Here is a 20,360-nt window from a genome sequence, read left to right as displayed (position 1 = left end):
CGTATTATTGCAATTATATAATTAAGAGATGAACATTAATAAAGATAGCAAGTACACAGACGAACAGCAAGAAATTGCTTTGTATGCAAAAGTGTTCGGACATCCAGCAAGGGTTGTAATCTTAGAACATCTATTTAAAATTAATTCTTGTTATTGCGGTGATTTGGTCGATATTATTGGATTGGCACAACCTACTATTTCGCAACATCTAAAAGAGTTAAAGAATATGGGTTTAATAAAAGGAACTGTGGAAGGTACTAATGTGTGCTACTGCATAAATCACGAAAATTGGTCGGCTATGAAAGAAAAAATGCTAACCTTCCTCAATCAAGATGTAGAAGTCAACGATAAAACCTGCTAAAAAAAATTTATAAACATTAATCGTATAATCGCAATAAACAAATATATTATGAAACTATCCAAAGTAAAAAGAAAATTGTATCAATTGGAGGCGATCGCCTTCGAACTACCTAATGGTGAATTGGTTGCGAATCACTTCCACGTAACAGAAGTAGGCAAAATCACCAAACATTTTATTGATTGTGGCGGGAAGATCCGCAATGAAGAAGTAGTGAATTTCCAACTCTGGGATGCCGATGATTATGACCATCGATTGCATCCAGAAAAATTATTACAAATCATTGAACTGTCAGAAAAGGTTTTAGGAATAGGTGACGTAGAAGTGGAAGTGGAATACCAGGGAGACACCATCGGTAAGTTCGGATTAGATTTCAAGGGAGTTCATTTTTTATTGACTACCAAACAAACTGATTGTTTAGCCAGAGAAAAATGTGAGATCCCGACTAGTAGAGTAAAAGATGATTTTTTAGGAAAAATTAATGATGAAATAACTTCTTCAGTAGAAACTTGTTGTTAAAGTTGCTATTCTAAATGAGTTTAATATATTTATATTAATCTTTAGTTTAATTATTATAATTTAAATAAAGTTAAGCTATTAATGATTGAAGGTTTTATATTTTTCTATCCGAATTATTAATTGACAATAATATTATATGAAGTCACTAAAAACTGTTCAGTTCCAGCAGTATTTTTTTGCACATATATTTCAATATATTCGTTTTTTACAACGTCTACTGTGCCAATTATGGAAACAGACTGTCTTGCATTAGTTTGTAATACATCTGCAACTACATCGCTACCAATTACTTTAGAATTATTTTTATATATTGAAAAAGTATATCTGCTCCCTGCAATAGCTGTAAAAGATATACTACCTAATACATTTATCGCTCTTCTTTTTTCTCCCTTATATACCAGACGATTTTCGCTATCTACTCCAGTACCCTCAGCAGTACGAAAGAGTCTAATTGAATTAGTACTAACTGGTAATTTTTGAGCAGTAGTATTTATTGTAATCACAGATGAATTATCATAATACAAATTGCCTGTCGCAACGCCATCACTTTCTCTTGGAATACCAGGTGAATTCACAGTCCATTGATTGGTGAAATTGTATCCTGTATAAATATCTCCCGTTGTATAACCTTTAATATAACCAGGAACAGATGAACTTATTCCAGAAAATACAGTTCCTTCTAAAGTTCCCGTACCAACGGTTAGACCTGCAGTACTAACATCTAGCGCAATGTCTGCTCCATCAACTGTACTAAAACCGCTACCTTTTTCAATCAATCCAAAGGTACCAGCGAACTTCTCGAAGGTTCCGTTGTTGGAACTTAACCAAGCTTGATTATCTAGCAAACAATTTCCAATATTTGAATAGGTAATTCCATCTGCATTGCCAATAAATTGCACCACTCCTCCATAGTACAGACCTAATCCGGAAATACTTCCTACACTTGTAGTCATTCCAAAAATTATAGCGTTTTGAACTAAAAGAGAAGAACTTGATAAGATGCCAGGACCAGTAATTTCAAAAGCTTTAGCACCCTTTAAAGTGACGTTTTTAATACTTCCTCCTGTAGTTCCCTTAAACACTGTACCTCCCGTAAACGAAAGAATATCCTCATTTGCATCTAATCCAGAAACATACGCATTATTTAAATCGATGGATTTTGTTAGAGTAATTGTACCATTAATCTCATAAAAGGTATTGGTGTTTAACTGATAATTTCCCCCTACTAATGTAGACGATGCTATAAGATCTGCTTCTGTTTGTATCCTTTTAAAATTGGTTCTTGTTCCTGCACCACTGTTAATTTTAACCCAAACTGGAGCTAGGGATGTACCTTCATTGTAATAAAATGATTTTAAATCGGTATCAAAGACCAATAATCCGTTTGCAGGACTGGCTATTGCCGTCCTCTGCAAAGTTGTCATTCGCGGTGTTAGCATCCCCTTCGGACTTCCGGTTTGAAACTGAACATCCAACGCAGCGGAAGTGTCTGGACTCGTTGTGTTTATTCCAACCTGCGCGCTAGAAAATGAGGTGACTAATATCGTTAGAATTAGAAATATTAAATGTTTCATAAGTATAGATTTTCCTAAATAAAAATTTGGGAGTACAAATATATGTATTGCATTGCTAATATTCATTATATTTTCTATAAAAATATCTGTTTATTTTTATTAAATTGAAATGTTACTTATATTATGATAGTTTAATACTATTAAATAAGGTGATTATGTTATTATTAGTCTATTATTTAATCTTCCTTAGGTGTTAATTAGAGGGTGTTATGCTGACCGGATTTCCTGATGTACTAATACTGCTGATATTAGTAGTAATAGAGGGTTAGCAACTAAATTTCAGGTATTATTTAATTACAGAGGTAATAGATTTCATTTTTTCAGCTAGGTGTTGGCTTCGAATTGTTTTTTAAGAAGTCTTAGTTGTATTCTCCAACTTAAGTTATAATTTGAACTAAAAAGACTTTTTAATGGATTACGATCCAATAAATAAATCAATTTATTTAATGTATATCCGCAAATCGTCATTATTGTATCTTCTCTGCGAACTTTGCTCAATGAAATGCCTTTGTAAAACTCAAAATACCTTATAAAACAGCATTTTTGTAATTAAATCTTTGCGTCCCGATGGCTATCGGGATTGCGTTAAAATTTACAACATAAGTGAAAACGGATTTATATAATAACTTTTTATGTAAAGGTATAAATAACAGCAGGCTGAGTATTTCTGAAACGGTTAAGGAATAACACAAACCTTCTACAAAATTTTAATATGATGAAATCTAAATTATTATTCTTCCTTCTTTTTGTTTTTAATTTGGGACACGGACAATCCGATCAACTTTCAGTTTCCAAGATAAATAACATTGAAAAAATCATTAATACATTTAAAGAAAATAACATAGATATTATAGCTTCTATGGTAAAATATCCTTTGAATAGAGAATATCCTCTTCCAAATATTAATAATAGGGAAGCTTTAAAAATAAGATTTAATGAGGTTTTTGATCAGGAACTAATTGAGAGAATTGCGCACTCAAAAGTAGATCAATGGTCAGACGTCGGTTGGAGCGGAATAATGCTTGATCGAGGAGTATTATGGATTGATAGTGATGGAGGGCAAATACTTGCGGTTAATCATCAAACTGATCTTGAAAGGAAGCTTTTAGAAAAATTAATCGCCAAAGATAAAGAAAGCCTTGCTCCGTCGTTAAGACATTTTAAAAGTCCGGTTTACAAAATTCTCACCAAGCGTTATTTGATCAGAATAGATGAGTTAAACAACTCAAAATATAGATATACTTCCTGGAAAATTGGCCAGAATGAAAGCTCTAAACCTGATTTGATATTAAATAATGGAGAACTTGTATTTGAAGGGAGTGGCGGCAATCATGATATTATCTTTAGGAACGGGAACTACGAGTATGAAGTCTCCAGGAATATTATTGCCGAAAAAGGAGTTGCAGAGATCTCACTCGTTGTCAAAAAAAATGGAGTCGTGATTCTTTCTCAAGATGGGGATCTAGTGATAAAATAAGAGATTGATTAGTCTGGTCAGATAAATTTAAAGTTAATGACCTTAGCAAGTTCGTTAGGATTGATAAATACTTTTTTCGTTCTTTGCACTGTAAGATATTAAAGAACAAGGTTATTGTAACCAAACGAAAAGATTATGTCAACAGAAAAAAATATAGTAGAAAAAACAAGGCTCCATATTCGAAATAAAAATCGAGAAAGATATGATTTAGAAGCTTTGATCAAGGTGGAACCGGAATTGTCAAATCATATTAAGCCAAGTAAAAGCGGTGAGGATTCTGTTGACTTTGAAAATCCAGTTGCAGTTAAATTGTTGAATAAAGCCTTGTTAAACCATTATTATGGTGTAAAAAATTGGGATTTTCCAGCTGAAAACCTATGTCCACCAATTCCGGGTAGAGCAGATTATATTCATCATATGGCAGATCTGTTAACGCAGAGCAACTTTGGTGTGATCCCAAATGGAGAACAAATTACCTGTCTGGACGTAGGAGTAGGAGCCAACTGTATTTATCCTATTATTGGAGTTACAGAATATGACTGGAATTTTATTGGTTCAGATATCGATCCAAAATCCGTTGAATCAGCAGCCAGTATTGTGATGCAGAATCCTATGCTGACGAACAAAGTAGAATGTAAATTACAGGAAAATCCGTCATCATTTTTCGCGGGGATAATTGATGATAAGAGTGTAGATCTTTCAATTTGTAATCCACCTTTTCATTCATCTACTGAAGAGGCCCAAAAGAGTAGCAGACGAAAAATTAAGAATTTGGCTGGAAAGAAAGCAGTTCGACCAGTTCTAAATTTTGCCGGTATTAGTAACGAATTGATCTGTGAAGGCGGAGAGCATACCTTCATTCATAATATGATTACTGAAAGCAAGAAATTTTCTGATAAGGTGTATTGGTTTTCTACTTTAGTATCGAAAAAATCTAATTTGAAAGGGATTTATAAAGCTTTGAGCATAGAGGAAGCTTCTCAGGTAAAAACCATTCCTATTGGTACTGGTAACAAGTCAAGCAGAATTATAGCTTGGTCATTTCTATCAAAAGAAGAACAGAAAGAATGGAGAGAAAAACGTTGGAAAGTAATCCCATCAATCTCCGAATAAACAATGCTTCAATAGTTTTCGTATTTTCTTCAAATTAAAAGTGGTAATCAATACAACTAAACCAAGATTAATCATCCTTTCCGATTTATGGGGAAGAAAAAAATCATTCTGGATAGAATATTACCGTTCATTATTGGAGAATGAATTCACGATTAAATATTATGATTGTTGTGAGCTGGCCAACCTTGATACAACGGAATACACAGCAGAACATTTGCATTGGCAATTTTTAAATGGCGGAATTGAAAAAGCTGTCGAAAATTTAAGACAACTCGAAAAGGGAGAAATTGATGTTCTTGCATTCAGTATCGGCGGTGTTGTCGCATGGAAAGCTTGTCTGAAGGGTTTAAAAGCTAAATCAATCTTCGCTCTCTCTTCCACACGATTAAGGAATGAGGTTGAAAAACCGGAAGGCGTTATTAAGCTGTTTTATGGCGAGAATGATGAGTCTCAACCTAATAATCAATGGTTTCAAGACATTAAAATAGAAAGACAAATCGTTAAAGATGAAGGTCATGAGTTTTACCAAAAATTAGAGTTTGCAAAAAGAATCAGCAAGCTGCTAGTAATTGAGAAGTTGAAATTCTAGGATATCGCGGAGAAAACTATTGGCGGATTTGATGAATTATAAAGAAGCCGGTAATTTAACTTAACTAATTTCAAACATTTTTAATCTGTAAAACGTCAATTTTGGTTGATATAAAAAAAGGTTTCCAAATTTGGAAACCTTTTAATTTATATGTGAAGTTTAGCTTACGCAGCGAAACCTTCCATTGTTCTTAAACTGGCCAATGCTTTGTCTACGGAATCTTTCTGCATTGTGACCATTTCTCTTACATCTGGTGGTAAAACGTCATCAGCTAGAACTTCTCCATATTCATTGGAGAAAGATTCTTCACCTCTGATACACTCATCGTAAATGGCTTTATCACCACTTGCGAAAGCATCTCTTAATGAGATCCATGTTCTGTGAAGATCACCAACGATACTGGTTCCTTTGTCTGGTGTACCACCATATTTTACAATCATCTCCTTTATTTTGTGCCCGAAAGAATATCTGTTCTCAGCCTGCTTTTCGAAATATGATCTTAACGAAGTGTGTTCAATTTTTTCTCCTGCTTCTTTATAACCTTTTTCGGCGTCGTAATTTTTTGTTAATAAATCATTCAATACGCTTACTAATTTTTCATTTTCCATTTTGTCAATTTTTAATGTTGTGTTTAGAGTGATGCACAAAACATTCCAATAATATAAAATTAGTAAGGTTTAACACAATTTAACTTGAATGATAAAATGGTGTTAAACTCAAATTAAAAAGTGATTTATTTTCAGTTGACTATTGTTATTATTAAGAGTGAAAAACATTGTCACATTGAAATTATATACCTTAATTTACTGGGGATTATATTATTTATTATCCTTTTTTAATATTCAATATGGATGCTGACTTCATTTTTAATTCTATTATATTTCCGTAAATTTGAACCACAATTTTATTTACTGATGGATTATTTGAAAGGATTAAATGAAGCACAATACGAAGCGGTAACCACATTACAAGGCCCGTTGATGGTACTAGCTGGTGCAGGTTCAGGAAAAACGCGGGTACTTACTATGCGTATCGCTCATTTAATTACCAACTTGGTGGATCCTTTCAATATTCTGGCGCTCACGTTTACTAACAAAGCAGCCAAGGAAATGAAAGAACGTATCGCAAAAGTGGTAGGCCAAAGCGAAGCGAAATCTTTATGGATGGGAACATTTCACTCTGTTTTTGCCAGAATCCTACGCTCAGAAGCGGATTACTTGGGCTTTCCGTCTAACTTTACCATCTATGATTCTCAAGATTCACTGAACGTGATAAGGAAAGTACTCAAGGAACTTAATGTAGATTCAGATTTATATAAACCCAAAAAAGTTCAGGCTCGAATTTCTTCTTATAAAAATAATCTCATTACCGTAAAAGCATATTTAAATAATCCAGAATTGATTGAAGCAGATGAACGTACCAATATGAAACATATCGGTGCGATTTATCAGAAGTATGTGGATATCTGTTACCGAAACGGCGCGATGGATTTTGATGACTTGTTGTTGAGAACCAATGAATTACTTACCAGATTTCCTCAAGTATTAGCAAAGTATCAGGACCGATTCCGTTATATTTTGGTAGATGAGTACCAGGATACCAATCACTCTCAGTATTTAATTGTTAAAGCTTTAGCATCAAAATTTGAAAATATTTGTGTCGTGGGAGACGATGCACAATCCATTTATTCATTCCGTGGTGCAAACATTTATAATATATTAAACTTTAAGAAGGACTATCCGGAAGCCATTACTGTTTCTTTGGAACAAAATTACCGATCGACTCAAAATATTGTAAACGCAGCAAATGTGGTGATTTCTAAGAATGTTCAGCAGTTCAAAAAAAACGTATTTAGTGATAATGAAGAAGGGGAGAAGATTAAGGTCTATCGTTCTCTTTCCGATGCAGATGAGGCCAATTTTGTTGCTTCGAATATCTGGGAACAACACAATTCTGCGCAGAAAAAATTTACTGATTTTGCAATATTATACCGTACCAATTCCCAAACCAGAGCTTTTGAGGACGCGTTAAGAAGAAAGAATATTCCTTATCGCGTGTTTGGTGGCTTATCATTTTATCAAAGAAAAGAGGTTAAGGATCTTATCGGATATCTAAGACTTTTGGTCAATGAAAATGATGGTGAAGCTTTAACCAGAGTGATCAATTACCCAGCGCGTGGGATTGGAGAAACTACTCAAAATAAACTGATCGTCTTCGCCGACTCTCAAAATATTGCTGTAAATCAAGTTTTAGATAATTTGGGCTTCTATGCGCCAAATTTGAATTTAAACAATGGTATTTTAACCAAACTTTCTGATTTCTGGTCAATGATCAAAGCGTTCCAGGTTATGCTGAAAACAGAAAATGCCTACAATGTGGCTATGGAAGTGGCTAAAAGAACAGGTTTGATTAAATTTTTAAAAGATGACCAGACTCCAGAAGGAATTTCCAGAGTAGAAAATGTTCAGGAGCTAATGAACTCCATGCAGGGCTTTATTGAAGAGCAACAGCAGTTAGATGATGGAGATGCTTCTCTGTCAAGTTTCTTAGAAAATATTGCGCTATCTGCCGATACACAAACCGACAAAAATGATGATACTGATAAAGTGTCGCTCATGACTATTCACCTCTCAAAAGGATTGGAGTTTCCTGTGGTTCACGTCGTTGGTTTAGAAGAGAACCTGTTCCCAAGTTTTATGAGTTCTTCCACAAGAGAAGAGTTGGAAGAGGAAAGAAGACTGTTTTATGTGGCTTTAACAAGAGCAGAAAAAGAGGCTTATTTGACTTACGCTGTTTCCCGTTTTCAATGGGGTAAAATTACCGATGCCGAACCTTCCAGATTTTTAAGTGAAGTTGATGAGAAATACCTGGAATTTATAAATCCAGCGACAGAGAGCAGGTTCGTAAATCATTCTGGATTAAAGTCTAATATTTTTGATGATGCAGATTCTGAACCCAGATTTTTTAAAAAGAAAGAGGCGAAAAAAACCATCGAAAGAAAAGAACCGCTTCCAATTCCCCAAAATTTAAAACCTGTTGCTACCGCAAGAATCATTAATCCAAGTGGAAATTCTTCTCAGGACATTGAAGTTGGCGACAGAGTCCGCCACGACCGTTTTGGAGTGGGTGATGTGATCTTCTTGGATGGTACCGATCCGCAGAACATCAAAGCAAAAGTAAAATTTCAGCATGAAGGTGAAAAGAATTTGATTTTGAAATTCGCGAAGTTGACGAAGATATAGTTTGTAACGGATTTGTATATGGTTAATAGCGTGTAGATTAGGGAAGGTTTTAAGCTCTGGTTTCCAGATCGTAAGAATTTCAGTTGGCGATTTCGGAGCATAAAAGATAAAAAAAAATTCTGCCACTCAACTTTGGAGAAATGTTTTATAAGTACTTTCCCGCCACATTGGCAAACAGATGTTAGCGGTTCGTTTTATTTAATGTCCATTCGCTTTTCAAAATTGAGTACAATATTATGTCTAAAAAACTTTCATTGACAAATTCTGCTTGCCTCATAATTCCTTCTTTTGTAAAATTGAATCTTTGGGGAATTGCTTGGCTTCTATTATTTTCGGATGCACATTTTATCTCAATTCTATTTAGTCCTAACTCATTAAATCCATAGTCGATAAGTTTTTTGCAGCATTTGGATATTATTCCCTGTCCTTCTGCGTCTTTGATCAACCAATATCCAATAGCACCATTTTTATTTTGAAGATTTAAATGATGTAAACCAATTCTACCGACCAATTTTTCATTTAATATGATAACAAAACTCACTTCTTTCTCTTGTTTGTAAAGAGATTCGCAACTTTTAACATAATTTTCAAAATCATCTACCGACTGCATATTTTCTATCCACGGTAAAAATACAGAAAGATGTTCCCGATTGTCATTCACCGCATCGTACAAAAATTGGGCGTGTTTTTTTGCTGTTAGTTCAAGTCTAACATTCTCTTCAATATTTATCTTCATTTAGTTTTGTTTTCAGGGTTTCTACCGTCGTGCGCATTTGTACTGTTTCGTTTTCCGTTGTATCGAAGTTACAATAGGAAAGTGGAATTGTGTAAGTCTTTTGATGATTAAAGATTGTTGGGGAGCGATAATCTTTGACTCGTTTGTAAGTCTCAAAAAATGATACAAAGTCAAAACGCATCATCCTTTATTGTTTAAACTCAATTTAAATTTCGTGAACTTCGAAATCATATTTACGTCATTTCACCAGTTCCTCAAACAACCTGTCAAAGGTTCCATTCAAATCCTGTGTTTTTCCAGGGTGTGGACGCGACGTTTGGATCACTGAGCTGCGGACAGCTGTTAACCAACGGAATCTTTCTGGAATCTCCAATAAGGCAATTGGCCCGCCTTCTTGATCTCCTTTTGCAACATGTTTGAAATTTTCAAGGTTTTTCACGATATCGCCATAATCAAGTTTTGATTTCATCGACTGAAATTTCTCTGTACAAAGGTGAAATTCAAAACGGATGTACTTTTCTCTTTTTGAAAATAGAATTAATCCTATATTGAAAAATTCTTCTCTTTCAACTTTTGGTACCAATCGTATTACCGCGTATTCGTAAATTTTAACCTCTTGCATGATGCGCTTCTTTTACAAAATTAACAGAATGATCACGGCGTGTTTTCAAAAAATTGAAATATACTTTTTTTATCTCGTCTGGGGAGTCATCTGTATCATTCCAATCCAACCATTCCAGCGGAATTAGATCGACGATATTTCGTAAAACTTCGTCTGTTAGAACCGTTTTCGCAAATTGATCTGCTTCATCGAGCATTGTGGCTTGCGAAAGGAGGACATGATCTTTAATATACAAAAACGGACTTAAAGCATGCTTGTCAAAATTCATCCAAGAATGATGGAAGTAGAAAGAAGCACCATTATCGATTACCCATAATTCTTGATGCCACATCAAAAGATTGGTATTTTTAAAAGTACGGTCGATATTGGTGATATAACCGTCTAACCAAACAATTTTGGAAGCCAAAAGAGGATCAACTTTAACCGAAGGGTCATATGCTATTGCGCCGGATAAAAAGTGAAGCCCTAAATTTAAACCTTCAGAAAATTTGAGTAAATCCTGTATTTCTTCGTCCGCTTCTGTTCGCCCAAAATCGACATCAAGATTAGCGAACACTAACTCCGGAATTGGAAGTCCTAAAACTTCCGCGATCTTACCACCCAGAAGTTCCGATATCAACATCTTTACTCCATGACCAGCACCACGGAATTTCAAAACGTATTTAAATTCGTCATCAGCTTCTGCAAGTGCTGGCAAAGAGCCACCTTCTCGCAAAGGTAAAATATACCGCATTACAGTTACTGTTCGTAGAGACAGATCTTTACTCATGAAGCAAAAATACGAAAAAAGGTTTGAGTTATAAGTTGAGGGCTGAAAGGTTTTAGAGTAAAATTTGAGAGGGCAAAAATTAGGAATTATTCAACTTTAATTGTAAATTATTTACTATAATTTGTGAGCAATCGACATGATATCAGTCATTGTGATAGGGTTTGCCTTGTAGGATCTGATCTGCGCGGTAAATTTGTTCCACAAAGAAAAGGCGAATCATTTGATGGGTAAAAGTCATTTTAGATAAAGAGATTTTCTCATTAGCTCTTTCATACATTTCATCTGAAAAACCGTAAGCTCCGCCCACCACAAAAGAGACTTTTTTAATGGACGCATTCATCCAACCATCGATTTTGTTTGCAAATTCTCTGCTGGTAAATTGTTTCCCTTTCTCATCTAGAATTACAACCATATCTGTGTTATCGATATAATGTAAAAAAGATTTTCCTTCCTCTTTTTTTAGTAAATCAGGAGTAAGGTTTTTTGCATTTTTTACATCGGGGATTTCGATCATCTCGAAATTCCAATATTTCGGAAGTCTACCGCGGTAATAATTGATCAAAGTATTGATTTCAGGATCGGCAGTTTTGCCCATGCAGAGTAAATTGATTCTCATTTCTTATCTTTGTTTTGCAAATATAAATTAATGGGCATTAAAACTCCTCGATTCATCATTAAAATTAGAGATTTTCTGGATCAGATTCATATCCCTTTTTTAGGAATTTCTCTATTGAAAATGTTTGAAATATATGGTCAGGGTGTGTTTAAAATGCAAATCGGAAGAATTGCCGCAAGTATTTCCTGGAGTTTCTTTTTAAGTCTCTTTCCTTTTATTTTATTCCTTCTGTCACTTCTGCCTTATCTGCCTCATTATGATAAACTGCAGTTTTATATTTTTGAAATTTTACTGCATAATATCTTACCATCTCGCATGCAGAGCGATGTCACGGATTACATCCAAAATTTCATTATTCCAAATATTAAAAATATCAGTAATCTTACCATCGTTTTTGCCATGGTATTCGCTGTCAATGGAACGCACTCTTTGATTAATGGGTTTAATATTAATACGAATTTGCGAAGAGGGGTTATAAAAGAATTTTTAGTCGCCTTCGTGATTACAATCGCTTTTATTGTTTTGATAATTGCCTCTTTATTAGGTGTTTATTATAGCGAAGTCGTTTTGAAATTGTTCACACCCGAAATTAATATTTCCTGGCTGGTGGATAATATGTCTAAGATTATTGGATTCATTTCATTCCCAATTTTCTACTTTATATTATTAGCCTTATTCTATTGGGTTGGTTGTTTGAAGATAACAACCTTTAAACAAGCGGTTCCGGGTGCGATTTTGACCACTATTTTATTTATGCTTCTTACCTACTTTTTTGCAATATATGTTAGAAATTTCGCTCGGTATAATGTCTTATATGGCTCCATTGGTACCATTATTTTAGTAATGGTTTGGGTTAACATCAATATTATCTTGATTCTCCTCGGAAACGAATTAAATATAGCCATTAAAAAGGTTCGAGTAGAAAAAATGATCGCCGACGAAATGACGTCTAACAAATTACTTTTTAAAATGGATGCCGATTCTGATTCTCCAGAGATTGAAGAACATCATCATATTAAAATGTAATCGATTGAGGAGGAAATATTTCTTAGTCTTCTAAACGCTCTCTTTTTTTGCCCACGTATTTTAGCAAAGAGAATCCCGCAAATCCTGATATTACTGAGGCAACAAGAACTGCAAATTTGGCTTCATCCTGAATTTCCACGTTGCCTTTAAAAGAGAGCAACGCGATAAAAATGGACATGGTAAATCCAATTCCGGCCAATAATCCAGCACCTAACATTTGCGACCAACTACTTTTATCCGGTAAACTGCTGATTTTTAATTTAATGAAAATGTAGGAGAAGAGGTTTATCCCAATTACTTTTCCTGCTACTAACCCAAAGATAATCCCGTACCCAAAATTGCTGAAAAGTTCATCTACCATACCTTCCCTAAACATGATATTGGTATTTGCCAAAGCGAAAATGGGCATAATAAGAAAATTCACAGGAAGGTGTAATTTCTGTTCCATTTTTTCTAAAGGTGAAATTTCTGTGGTCGAAATATTGGTAGGTATGGTGAAAGCTAATAAAACGCCAGCAATTGTTGCGTGAATCCCGGAATGGTGCATGAAATACCACATAAATAGCCCTGGAATAATATAATAAATATGCTTTTTAACTTTAAAAGTATTTAATAAGACTAAGATTATAACCATAGCCGCACTTAACCCTATATACATCCAATGAATTTGATCGGTATAAAAAATAGCAATAACTAAGATTGCGCCCAAATCATCAACGATAGCCAATGCAGCCAAAAATATTTTCAGTGAAAGTGGCGCCCGTTTTCCGAGCATAGAAATGATAGCCAAAGAAAAAGCGATGTCAGTCGCCATTGGAATTGCCCATCCGCCTGCATATTCGGTCCCTTTGTTAAAGAAATAATAAATTAAACCCGGGACAAGCATTCCGCCTACCGCAGCGATAATTGGTAAAGAGGCCGACTTAAATGTTGAGAGTTCTCCTTCCACGATTTCCCGCTTAATTTCAAGGCCTACAAGCAAGAAGAAAATGGCCATCAAGCCATCATTAATCCAAATGCTTATCGGATAATTTAAATGAAAGAGACTAGGTCCAATTTGGGTGTCTAACAGCTGCTGAAATTCTACTCCTGCGGAAGAATTTGCAATAAACAGCGAGATGAGAACACAAACGATTAAAATAATTCCTGAAGACTGTGAGCTATGAAGAAACTTTTTAAAGTAGTCGGTAATGAGCATAAAGTTAATTTAATATTTAGAGTCGTTTCACACGAGAGACCCCATTAATGTTTTTTAATTGTTTAAAGGTTTCGTCCAGTTGAACACGATTTCGTACCTCCAAATTAATATTTCCTAAGAAAATACCATTATTGGATTCCATAGACATACTTTTCATATCCATATTCATATTGTTACTGATCACGGTGGTGATGTCGTTAATCATACCCATACGATCCAGACCTTCAATTTCGATTTTGATTCTATTTTTGAACTTTTCTTCATTCACCCATTTTGCAGGCAGCACTCGGTAGTCATACTGTGCCCGTAGATTAATAGCATTTGGGCAGTTGTCATTATGAACCTTAATGCCGTCTGAAATGGTGATGAAACCAAAAATTCTGTCTCCAGGAATTACAGTGCAGCATTTTGCGTAAGAATAGTTCATTTTTTCTTCTTCTTTACCAAAAACAATCATGTCTAGATTTGTTTCCGGTACTTCTGTGAAAACCTGATTTTTCGTTGGCGATTTTCGGAAACGCTGCATGATATTACTTAAAATACCTTTTCCTTCTGTATATTTTTTTACATCACTTGTATCGAGACTGCCACTTTGAAACTTTAGAAATAATTCTTGTGAAGTCTTTAAACCAAAAAACTTCTGCATTTTATTAATTTCCTCATCGTTAAAATTAATCTTGGCGTGACGCATCTTCCGCTGAAGAATTTCCTTTCCTTCTTCTGATAAATTGTTTTTCTCAGAGTTTAGAATTGCTTTAATTTTAGACTTAGCTTTCGAGGTAACCACGAAATCTAACCAGTCCGATTTAGGTTTTTGATTTTGAGAAGATAGAATATCAACCTGATCACCATTTTGCAAAACATAAGAAATAGGAACTAGTTTTCCGTTCACTTTTGCCCCTAAACATTTTGTGCCTAAATCTGAGTGTACGGAAAATGCAAAATCTAAAGCAGTAGAACCAATCGGTAAAATTTTGATTTCTCCTTTCGGTGTAAAAACAAATACTTCTTTAGAATAAAGATTTAATTTAATGTCATCTAAAAGTTCAGTAGTTGTTAAGGATTGTTGATTTTCAAGAACCTCCCGGATTTCGGTAACCCACTGTTCGAACTTTTTCTCGTCCGTATTTTGGCGGAAACCTTCTTTGTATTTGTAATGAGCAGCAACTCCTTTTTCGGCAATGTCATCCATTCGTTCAGAACGAATTTGGACTTCAATCCATTTCTTATCAGGACCTAAAATAGTAAGATGTAAACTTTCGTATCCTGTAGACCGCGGTTGAGAAATCCAGTCGCGCATCCTTTGCGGATTACTGTGATAGAGATCGGTGACAATGGAGTAGATTTTCCATGCTAGAAATTTCTCGTTTTTCGCATCGGATTTATAAATAATTCTGATCGCATAATTATCGAAAACTTCATCAAATGAAACGTTTTGTTTCAGCATTTTACGATAAATCGACGAAATTGCTTTGGCTCTTCCTTTTATCGAAACATTTAGGTTTTCATCCTCGAGTTGTTCAGTAACTTCTTTCTTAAATTCTTCAATATACTTTTCACGACTTTCCTTCGCCGATTTTAATTTTTCTGAAATATCTAAATAGACTTCAGAATTATTAAACTTTAGAGAAAGATCTTCCAGCTCAGATTTGATATTGTAAAGGCCAAGTCGGTGGGCAAGAGGTGCATAAATATATACTGTTTCGGAAGCAATCTTTTTTTGCTTATCGGGTGCCATGCTGTCCAGCGTACGCATGTTGTGAAGCCGGTCTGCAATTTTTATAAGAATAACGCGGAAATCTTCAGATAGGGTCAGTAATAATTTACGGTAGTTTTCGGATTGAATCGAAATGTTCTGATGATTCATTACCGAGATTTTGGTAAGACCATTAACAATATCAGCAATTTTCTTTCCGAATATTTTGAGAAGGTCTTCGTAGGTGTAATCGGAATCCTCAATTACGTCGTGCAAAAGTGCACATGCAATAGAGGTGGTACCAAGACCAATTTCGTTAGCGACAATCTTTGCAACTTCGATTGGGTGATAAATATACGGTTCGCCAGTTTTTCTACGCTGATCTTTATGCGCATCTATGGCAATATCAAAAGCCTTTCGAATGAGTTTGTTATTTTCCTCATCCAAATTACGGTAGGTATTTGTGATAAGATCCTTATACCTAGCGAGAATTTCTTTATTTTCCTGTTCTAAATCGTAAACCATTTATTGAAGCCAATTATAGCACGAAAATAAGAAAAAAACGACGAATAGTCAGGTAAAAGCTAAAATAAAAAAATGCTTCTCATCGCTTTCTAAAAAAAGACCTTCTTAGCGCTTATGATTTTCCAAAAAGAACTTCAGAATTCATACCAATGGATTGGTCACGATAATTAACTTCTGGAGCGTTATAAATTTCTGACTTTGCCCGTAATGAAACAATTCTCTTAAGGTATTGTAAAGATTGCGCGTCTCGAAATTTTATGTTTTCAATATAATTTTGATGAATGCAATTGTTTTTCGCAAACAATGCTTTCACCTTATCAACTTGTTCAGGGGTTTTCACCTTTACGCTTACGACCAAACTCTCATCTTCAAGTTTCGTTTTGTCTTTAAAAAAATATTGCCAGATGGAAGTTTTCACTTCTTTGCTAATATTTTCGGCATGCAGGTAAATAATATAATCTGCGTCTTGAAAACCTGAATTTTCTAAGTCGGCAGCAATAGCTTTCGCTTGGCTTTGGCTTTTAAAAAGACCAGTGATAATTGATGACATGGCTTCAAATTTTAAAATTATTACACAAAGTTTACGATTATTTTATGATATATGCAAGTTTATTGGTGTTTTAATTGATTTTTCGATAATGGAATATATTCTTTTGTAACAGCTTTTTATTTGTGAAAAATTATATTTCTTTATATTTGAAAATAAAAATTCTTTATGAAAAAGCTGGTTCCGATCTTTCTGCTGATTTCTCAATTCTATCTTACCCAAAATGTAGCGCAGAACTTAGATGCTGCAACCAAGAAATTATTAAGTTCATCTTCTGCTTATGCAGCAAACTTATCTATGTATGTTTCAGATGAAGATGGAAATTTTGTTTATGAATCCAACGGAAATAATGGTCTCTCAACTGCATCAACACAAAAAATATTCACTGCGGCAGCTGCTTTAGAGACTCTAGGAAAGGATTTTCAGTATGTCACAACGGCTAATTATTCGGGAACCATTTCAGCCGGTAATTTAAATGGTGATCTTTTTATTTATTCTACCGGAGATCCTACGTTGGGAAGCTGGCGGTACAGCGGTTATAAACCAGAAGATTTTAAACAGAAATTAATTGCTGCTTTAAAAGAAAACAATATTGCCAAAATTTCAGGAGATCTTATTATCGATGATTCTTATTTTGATTTTCAAACCGTTCCTGGTGGATGGCCTTGGAATGACATGGGAAACTATTACGGTGCCGGAGTTTGGAGTGTAAACTGGAGGGAAAATCAATTCGATATTCAGATGACTGGCGGAAGTATTAAGGGATTTAATGTGAATTTACCGAAAGTTAAATGGGTCAATGACATCAAAACTGGTGGGAATTCTGATCAAAGCTTAATCTATACAGCACCACATTCGGATGTTGCTTATATCAATGGGGTTTTACCTAACAAAACAATAACTGTTTCTGGATCTACTCCAAATCCGCCTTTAACTTTAGGAGATGAAATCACCACTTGGTTAAAAGAAGCTGGAATAGCATTTAATGGAAAAATATCTTCCACATCTCAGCAAAAAATTGATGGAGAGAAAGAAAATTTTGCACCGAAGAATAATCAGATTTTAGAATATAAATCACCGACTTTGGATAAAATTATCTTTTGGTTTATGCGTAAAAGCATCAATATGTATGGTGAAACTTTAATTAAAACTTTGGGAAAGGAAAAGAAAAATAGAGGAAGTTTTGAGGCGGGTATTTCTTATTTAAAAGATTTTTGGACCAAAAGAGGAATCAATCCTGCGATGATCAACTTTGCAGATGGGAGTGGTTTGTCTCCGCAGAATTATGTTGCTGCACGTGCAGAAGTGCAGTCGCTTCTCTGGAGCAAAAAACAACCGTGGTTTAATGAGTTTTATGACGGTTTCCCGACCCAAGGAAATGGGATGAAACTGAAAAGTGGCACTATGAAGGATACTAAATCATATGCAGGTTATCACACATCCAAAAGCGGAAAGAAATATGTTGTTGCTATCATCATAAATAATTATCAGGGTGGGAACGTAAGTAACGCTTTGTATGAAGTGCTAAACACTCTTAAATAATTTGAAGAAATACTAAATGAGAAAAACATTTTCTTTATCGAGTCTGAACAATTGGTTTGTTTTTATACTGCTCACACTCATTGTTCTATCATTGACACTGGCTTCCAATTATTTAGTAAAAAAACTACGCCAAAAGGAAATAGAAAGGATGCATGTGTTTACCACTGCCATGCAGATTCTACAGGAAAATGTCCAGTTAGATGATAATATTCAAAATTTGTTGCTTGCTGTTTTAGAAGAAAATAATCAAATTCCTGTCATCGTTACCGATGAGTCAAGAATACCGTACAAAGACAATACGCGTAATTTACCCGAAGAGATTATTAATAATCCCATGAAACTCAAGTCGCAATTAAGATCGATGGAAAGCTCTTATAAACCAATAAAAATTAAAATTTCTGATACCCAGGAACAGTTGGTGTTCTATGACAATTCAAATTTTCTAAATAATTTGAGATACTATCCTTATGGCCTGGCTTTTCTTATCGGAACTTATTTGCTTTTTTCGTTTTGGTTCTTGCGAACGATTAAAAAGACGGACGAAGGTTATGTCTGGGCCGGATTGGCAAAAGAAACGGCCCATCAAATCGGGACACCTTTGTCATCTATGATTGGCTGGATTGAAATTATGAGGATGGAAAATCCCAATTCTGAAGGGGTAAAAGAAATTGAAAATGATATTAACCGTCTTAAAACCATTTCCGAGCGATTTTCTAAAATAGGTTCTGTCCCTGAACTCAAAGATTTAAATATTAATGAGACTATTCAGCAGAATTACGACTATTTAAAATCCCGCATTTCAAGAAAAGTACAGTTGATGTTGGTACTTCCAAAAGAACAAATACTCATCCCTCACAATAGGATTTTATTGAGTTGGGTAATCGAAAATATTGTGAAAAATGCGGTTGACGCAATGAAAGGCGAAGGTAGGCTCGAAGTCAATCTGTATGAAAAGAATAAACATATCATCATTGATATTATTGATTCTGGGTCGGGAATGACACGGTCTCAGATAAGAAATGCTTTCAAAGCAGGCTTTTCCACCAAAAAAAGAGGCTGGGGCTTAGGGTTGTCTTTAGCGAAGAGAGTGATCAAAGAATATCATAATGGCGATATTAAAATTGCGGCTTCGGAGTTAGGAACTGGCACTACTTTCAGGATCATGATGAAAAATTCTTAAGTGGATTTAGGGTTAAAAAACGGTATTTACAGATTTGCGTTTCAGTATTTTGTATTTAAATTGTGCATTAAATAAAAACTATAGATATGAAAAGAATAATACAATTATTTGTACTATTGACCATGTTTTCTGTGAATGCACAAATTTTTGATATACTGAAAGATAAGGTGTTGGATAAAGCAGGTTCATTAGTCGGACGAAAACTAATTGGCAGTATAACTTCAGAAGCGATTACCACTAATTTCAAAGATTGTAACAAAGCGGATGTGAAGAATCCATCATTCGCAGAGAATGAGAAATATATTAATCTTTGCAACAATAGTTTTTCACAAAGAGAAGGGTATGTACTTCGACCGGGCTACTATACAATCAATTTGAAAAGTTTTTGTCTAAAAGCAGGTACGTATGCACCAAGTTCTGGAGATGGTTATTTATATGCGCCGCTAAAAGGGCCCAAAAAAGAAGTCATCAGTTCCTTGGTCAAGAACTGGTATCTGCATCAAGATATTCCACAAGAACAAGTACAGTCTTTGATTTGGGGCGTGATTGCGAAATCAAGCTTCAAAAATATGAGTTCTGATTTGCAGATAGTAGCCGCGAGATTATTATCAAAAAAAGAATTCCTGCAATTATCAAAAATGGGTTTAGATTTTATTCCTGATAGCATGATGTCGAAAGCGAAAAGCAGTTTGCCAAAACCGGTTCAAGTAGCCTTGGATGCAGAAAATAAAATTAGAAATTATTTCAGTTCTTCTTCTTCAAGTTATGCCGATCTGGAGCGCTTAGCTATGTTAGGAGGGATTAATCCAGAAAAATCAGAAATCGCTTACGGAACGTGGGGTCTACATCCCAAAGGTTATTGGGTTTCCTATCAACCACATGGTTATCGGGAAATGACTGTTAAAATTTATGTTCCAGCTACCTTATCGACTGTTAATTTCATTCCCTCGGATGATGTTGCAGTACCTGCGAATACATCAAGTCAAAGACTAATGGTTTCGGATGTCTTAAACTGTCAGTAAAATATAATC

At 34.8% G+C, this 20,360-nt stretch carries 19 protein-coding genes; 10 read left to right on the top strand and 9 right to left on the bottom strand.

Features of this window, described 5'->3' with window-relative positions; all coding sequences use genetic code 11:
* Window positions 1–28: 28 nt before the first annotated feature.
* Window positions 29–361: an ArsR/SmtB family transcription factor gene (locus FNJ88_RS01425; protein WP_143851385.1), complete on the top strand. Its 333-nt coding sequence runs from the start codon at window positions 29–31 to the stop codon at window positions 359–361.
* A 48-nt stretch (window positions 362–409) separates the two neighbouring features.
* Window positions 410–877, top strand: a complete 468-nt coding sequence (locus tag FNJ88_RS01420; protein ID WP_143851384.1) for a DUF6428 family protein — start codon at window positions 410–412, stop codon at window positions 875–877.
* A gap of 116 nt (window positions 878–993) precedes the next feature.
* Here FNJ88_RS01420 and FNJ88_RS01415 read toward each other — a convergent pair whose 3' ends face one another.
* Window positions 994–2,517, bottom strand: a complete 1,524-nt coding sequence (locus FNJ88_RS01415) for a hypothetical protein (RefSeq protein WP_143851383.1) — start codon at window positions 2,515–2,517, stop codon at window positions 994–996.
* Between the two features lie 646 nt (window positions 2,518–3,163).
* Between FNJ88_RS01415 and FNJ88_RS01410 the strand changes: the two genes are divergently transcribed.
* The 3 genes from FNJ88_RS01410 (at window position 3,164) to FNJ88_RS01400 (ending at window position 5,630) form a co-directional block, all read left to right on the top strand.
* Window positions 3,164–3,928 carry a hypothetical protein gene (locus tag FNJ88_RS01410; protein ID WP_228414547.1) on the top strand — a complete coding sequence of 255 codons (765 nt, stop codon included), beginning with the start codon at window positions 3,164–3,166 and terminating at the stop codon, window positions 3,926–3,928.
* Between the two features lie 135 nt (window positions 3,929–4,063).
* Entirely contained in the window at window positions 4,064–5,041 is a 978-nt protein-coding gene (rlmF, locus tag FNJ88_RS01405; RefSeq protein ID WP_143851382.1) for a 23S rRNA (adenine(1618)-N(6))-methyltransferase RlmF, read from the top strand.
* Between the two features lie 40 nt (window positions 5,042–5,081).
* A complete protein-coding gene (locus FNJ88_RS01400; RefSeq protein ID WP_143851381.1) occupies window positions 5,082–5,630 on the top strand; it encodes an alpha/beta hydrolase in 549 nt (182 codons plus the stop codon).
* 164 nt (window positions 5,631–5,794) lie between these two features.
* Here the strand turns inward: FNJ88_RS01400 and FNJ88_RS01395 are convergent, their stop codons facing one another.
* On the bottom strand, window positions 5,795–6,238 hold the full coding sequence (locus FNJ88_RS01395; protein WP_143851380.1) for a ferritin-like domain-containing protein: 444 nt from the start codon (window positions 6,236–6,238) through the stop codon (window positions 5,795–5,797).
* A gap of 306 nt (window positions 6,239–6,544) precedes the next feature.
* Here FNJ88_RS01395 and FNJ88_RS01390 point away from each other — a divergent pair, with 306 nt between their 5' ends.
* Window positions 6,545–8,872 carry an ATP-dependent helicase gene (locus tag FNJ88_RS01390; RefSeq protein ID WP_143853848.1) on the top strand — a complete coding sequence of 776 codons (2,328 nt, stop codon included), beginning with the start codon at window positions 6,545–6,547 and terminating at the stop codon, window positions 8,870–8,872.
* Window positions 8,873–9,053: 181 nt separating this feature from the next.
* Here the strand turns inward: FNJ88_RS01390 and FNJ88_RS01385 are convergent, their stop codons facing one another.
* From FNJ88_RS01385 to rlmH, 4 genes are all read right to left on the bottom strand, one after another.
* Window positions 9,054–9,608, bottom strand: a complete 555-nt coding sequence (locus FNJ88_RS01385; protein WP_143851379.1) for a GNAT family N-acetyltransferase — start codon at window positions 9,606–9,608, stop codon at window positions 9,054–9,056.
* 238 nt (window positions 9,609–9,846) lie between these two features.
* On the bottom strand, window positions 9,847–10,230 hold the full coding sequence (locus tag FNJ88_RS01380; protein ID WP_143851378.1) for a DUF3037 domain-containing protein: 384 nt from the start codon (window positions 10,228–10,230) through the stop codon (window positions 9,847–9,849).
* Complete coding sequence (locus FNJ88_RS01375; RefSeq protein ID WP_143851377.1) at window positions 10,217–10,999, bottom strand: HipA family kinase; 783 nt, start codon at window positions 10,997–10,999, stop codon at window positions 10,217–10,219. Before FNJ88_RS01375 ends, FNJ88_RS01380 begins: the two co-directional genes overlap by 14 nt.
* 142 nt (window positions 11,000–11,141) lie before the next feature.
* On the bottom strand, window positions 11,142–11,615 hold the full coding sequence (gene rlmH / locus FNJ88_RS01370) for a 23S rRNA (pseudouridine(1915)-N(3))-methyltransferase RlmH (RefSeq protein WP_143851376.1): 474 nt from the start codon (window positions 11,613–11,615) through the stop codon (window positions 11,142–11,144).
* A gap of 30 nt (window positions 11,616–11,645) precedes the next feature.
* Between rlmH and FNJ88_RS01365 the strand changes: the two genes are divergently transcribed.
* Window positions 11,646–12,641, top strand: coding sequence for a YihY/virulence factor BrkB family protein (locus FNJ88_RS01365; protein WP_143851375.1), 996 nt, complete (start codon window positions 11,646–11,648; stop codon window positions 12,639–12,641).
* A gap of 22 nt (window positions 12,642–12,663) precedes the next feature.
* Here the strand turns inward: FNJ88_RS01365 and nhaA are convergent, their stop codons facing one another.
* The 3 genes from nhaA to FNJ88_RS01350 form a co-directional block, all read right to left on the bottom strand.
* The gene (gene nhaA / locus FNJ88_RS01360; protein ID WP_143851374.1) at window positions 12,664–13,839 is read right to left on the bottom strand and encodes a Na+/H+ antiporter NhaA; all 1,176 of its coding nucleotides are present in this window, start codon (window positions 13,837–13,839) and stop codon (window positions 12,664–12,666) included.
* Between the two features lie 16 nt (window positions 13,840–13,855).
* Entirely contained in the window at window positions 13,856–16,060 is a 2,205-nt protein-coding gene (locus tag FNJ88_RS01355; RefSeq protein ID WP_143851373.1) for a RelA/SpoT family protein, read from the bottom strand.
* Window positions 16,061–16,172: 112 nt separating this feature from the next.
* Window positions 16,173–16,610 (bottom strand): hypothetical protein, encoded by a 438-nt coding sequence (locus tag FNJ88_RS01350; protein ID WP_143851372.1) that lies wholly within the window; start codon window positions 16,608–16,610, stop codon window positions 16,173–16,175.
* Between the two features lie 165 nt (window positions 16,611–16,775).
* On the opposite strand from FNJ88_RS01350, the gene dacB reads away from it, so the two are divergent.
* From dacB to FNJ88_RS01335, 3 genes are all read left to right on the top strand, one after another.
* Window positions 16,776–18,149, top strand: coding sequence for a D-alanyl-D-alanine carboxypeptidase/D-alanyl-D-alanine-endopeptidase (gene dacB, locus FNJ88_RS01345; RefSeq protein ID WP_143851371.1), 1,374 nt, complete (start codon window positions 16,776–16,778; stop codon window positions 18,147–18,149).
* 16 nt (window positions 18,150–18,165) lie between these two features.
* The gene (locus tag FNJ88_RS01340; protein ID WP_143851370.1) at window positions 18,166–19,329 is read left to right on the top strand and encodes a sensor histidine kinase; all 1,164 of its coding nucleotides are present in this window, start codon (window positions 18,166–18,168) and stop codon (window positions 19,327–19,329) included.
* Between the two features lie 86 nt (window positions 19,330–19,415).
* Window positions 19,416–20,351, top strand: coding sequence for a hypothetical protein (locus FNJ88_RS01335; RefSeq protein ID WP_143851369.1), 936 nt, complete (start codon window positions 19,416–19,418; stop codon window positions 20,349–20,351).
* Window positions 20,352–20,360 lie beyond the last annotated feature (9 nt).

It is taken from the genome of Chryseobacterium sp. SNU WT5 (genome assembly GCF_007362475.1).
GTDB lineage: Bacteria > Bacteroidota > Bacteroidia > Flavobacteriales > Weeksellaceae > Kaistella.
Note: the sequence above shows the minus strand (reverse complement) of the source record. Positions and strands in the feature narration are given on the sequence as shown.

Coding starts and splice junctions, on each gene's coding strand:
- FNJ88_RS01425 (WP_143851385.1), top strand. CDS start 29: ATGAACATTAATAAAGATAGCAAGTACACAGACGAACAGCAAGAAATT.
- FNJ88_RS01420 (WP_143851384.1), top strand. CDS start 410: ATGAAACTATCCAAAGTAAAAAGAAAATTGTATCAATTGGAGGCGATC.
- FNJ88_RS01415 (WP_143851383.1), bottom strand. CDS start 2,517: ATGAATATTAGCAATGCAATACATATATTTGTACTCCCAAATTTTTAT.
- FNJ88_RS01410 (WP_228414547.1), top strand. CDS start 3,164: ATGATGAAATCTAAATTATTATTCTTCCTTCTTTTTGTTTTTAATTTG.
- rlmF (WP_143851382.1), top strand. CDS start 4,064: ATGTCAACAGAAAAAAATATAGTAGAAAAAACAAGGCTCCATATTCGA.
- FNJ88_RS01395 (WP_143851380.1), bottom strand. CDS start 6,238: ATGGAAAATGAAAAATTAGTAAGCGTATTGAATGATTTATTAACAAAA.
- FNJ88_RS01390 (WP_143853848.1), top strand. CDS start 6,545: ATGGATTATTTGAAAGGATTAAATGAAGCACAATACGAAGCGGTAACC.
- FNJ88_RS01385 (WP_143851379.1), bottom strand. CDS start 9,608: ATGAAGATAAATATTGAAGAGAATGTTAGACTTGAACTAACAGCAAAA.
- FNJ88_RS01380 (WP_143851378.1), bottom strand. CDS start 10,230: ATGCAAGAGGTTAAAATTTACGAATACGCGGTAATACGATTGGTACCA.
- FNJ88_RS01375 (WP_143851377.1), bottom strand. CDS start 10,999: ATGAGTAAAGATCTGTCTCTACGAACAGTAACTGTAATGCGGTATATT.
- rlmH (WP_143851376.1), bottom strand. CDS start 11,615: ATGAGAATCAATTTACTCTGCATGGGCAAAACTGCCGATCCTGAAATC.
- FNJ88_RS01365 (WP_143851375.1), top strand. CDS start 11,646: ATGGGCATTAAAACTCCTCGATTCATCATTAAAATTAGAGATTTTCTG.
- nhaA (WP_143851374.1), bottom strand. CDS start 13,839: ATGCTCATTACCGACTACTTTAAAAAGTTTCTTCATAGCTCACAGTCT.
- FNJ88_RS01355 (WP_143851373.1), bottom strand. CDS start 16,060: ATGGTTTACGATTTAGAACAGGAAAATAAAGAAATTCTCGCTAGGTAT.
- FNJ88_RS01350 (WP_143851372.1), bottom strand. CDS start 16,610: ATGTCATCAATTATCACTGGTCTTTTTAAAAGCCAAAGCCAAGCGAAA.
- dacB (WP_143851371.1), top strand. CDS start 16,776: ATGAAAAAGCTGGTTCCGATCTTTCTGCTGATTTCTCAATTCTATCTT.
- FNJ88_RS01340 (WP_143851370.1), top strand. CDS start 18,166: ATGAGAAAAACATTTTCTTTATCGAGTCTGAACAATTGGTTTGTTTTT.
- FNJ88_RS01335 (WP_143851369.1), top strand. CDS start 19,416: ATGAAAAGAATAATACAATTATTTGTACTATTGACCATGTTTTCTGTG.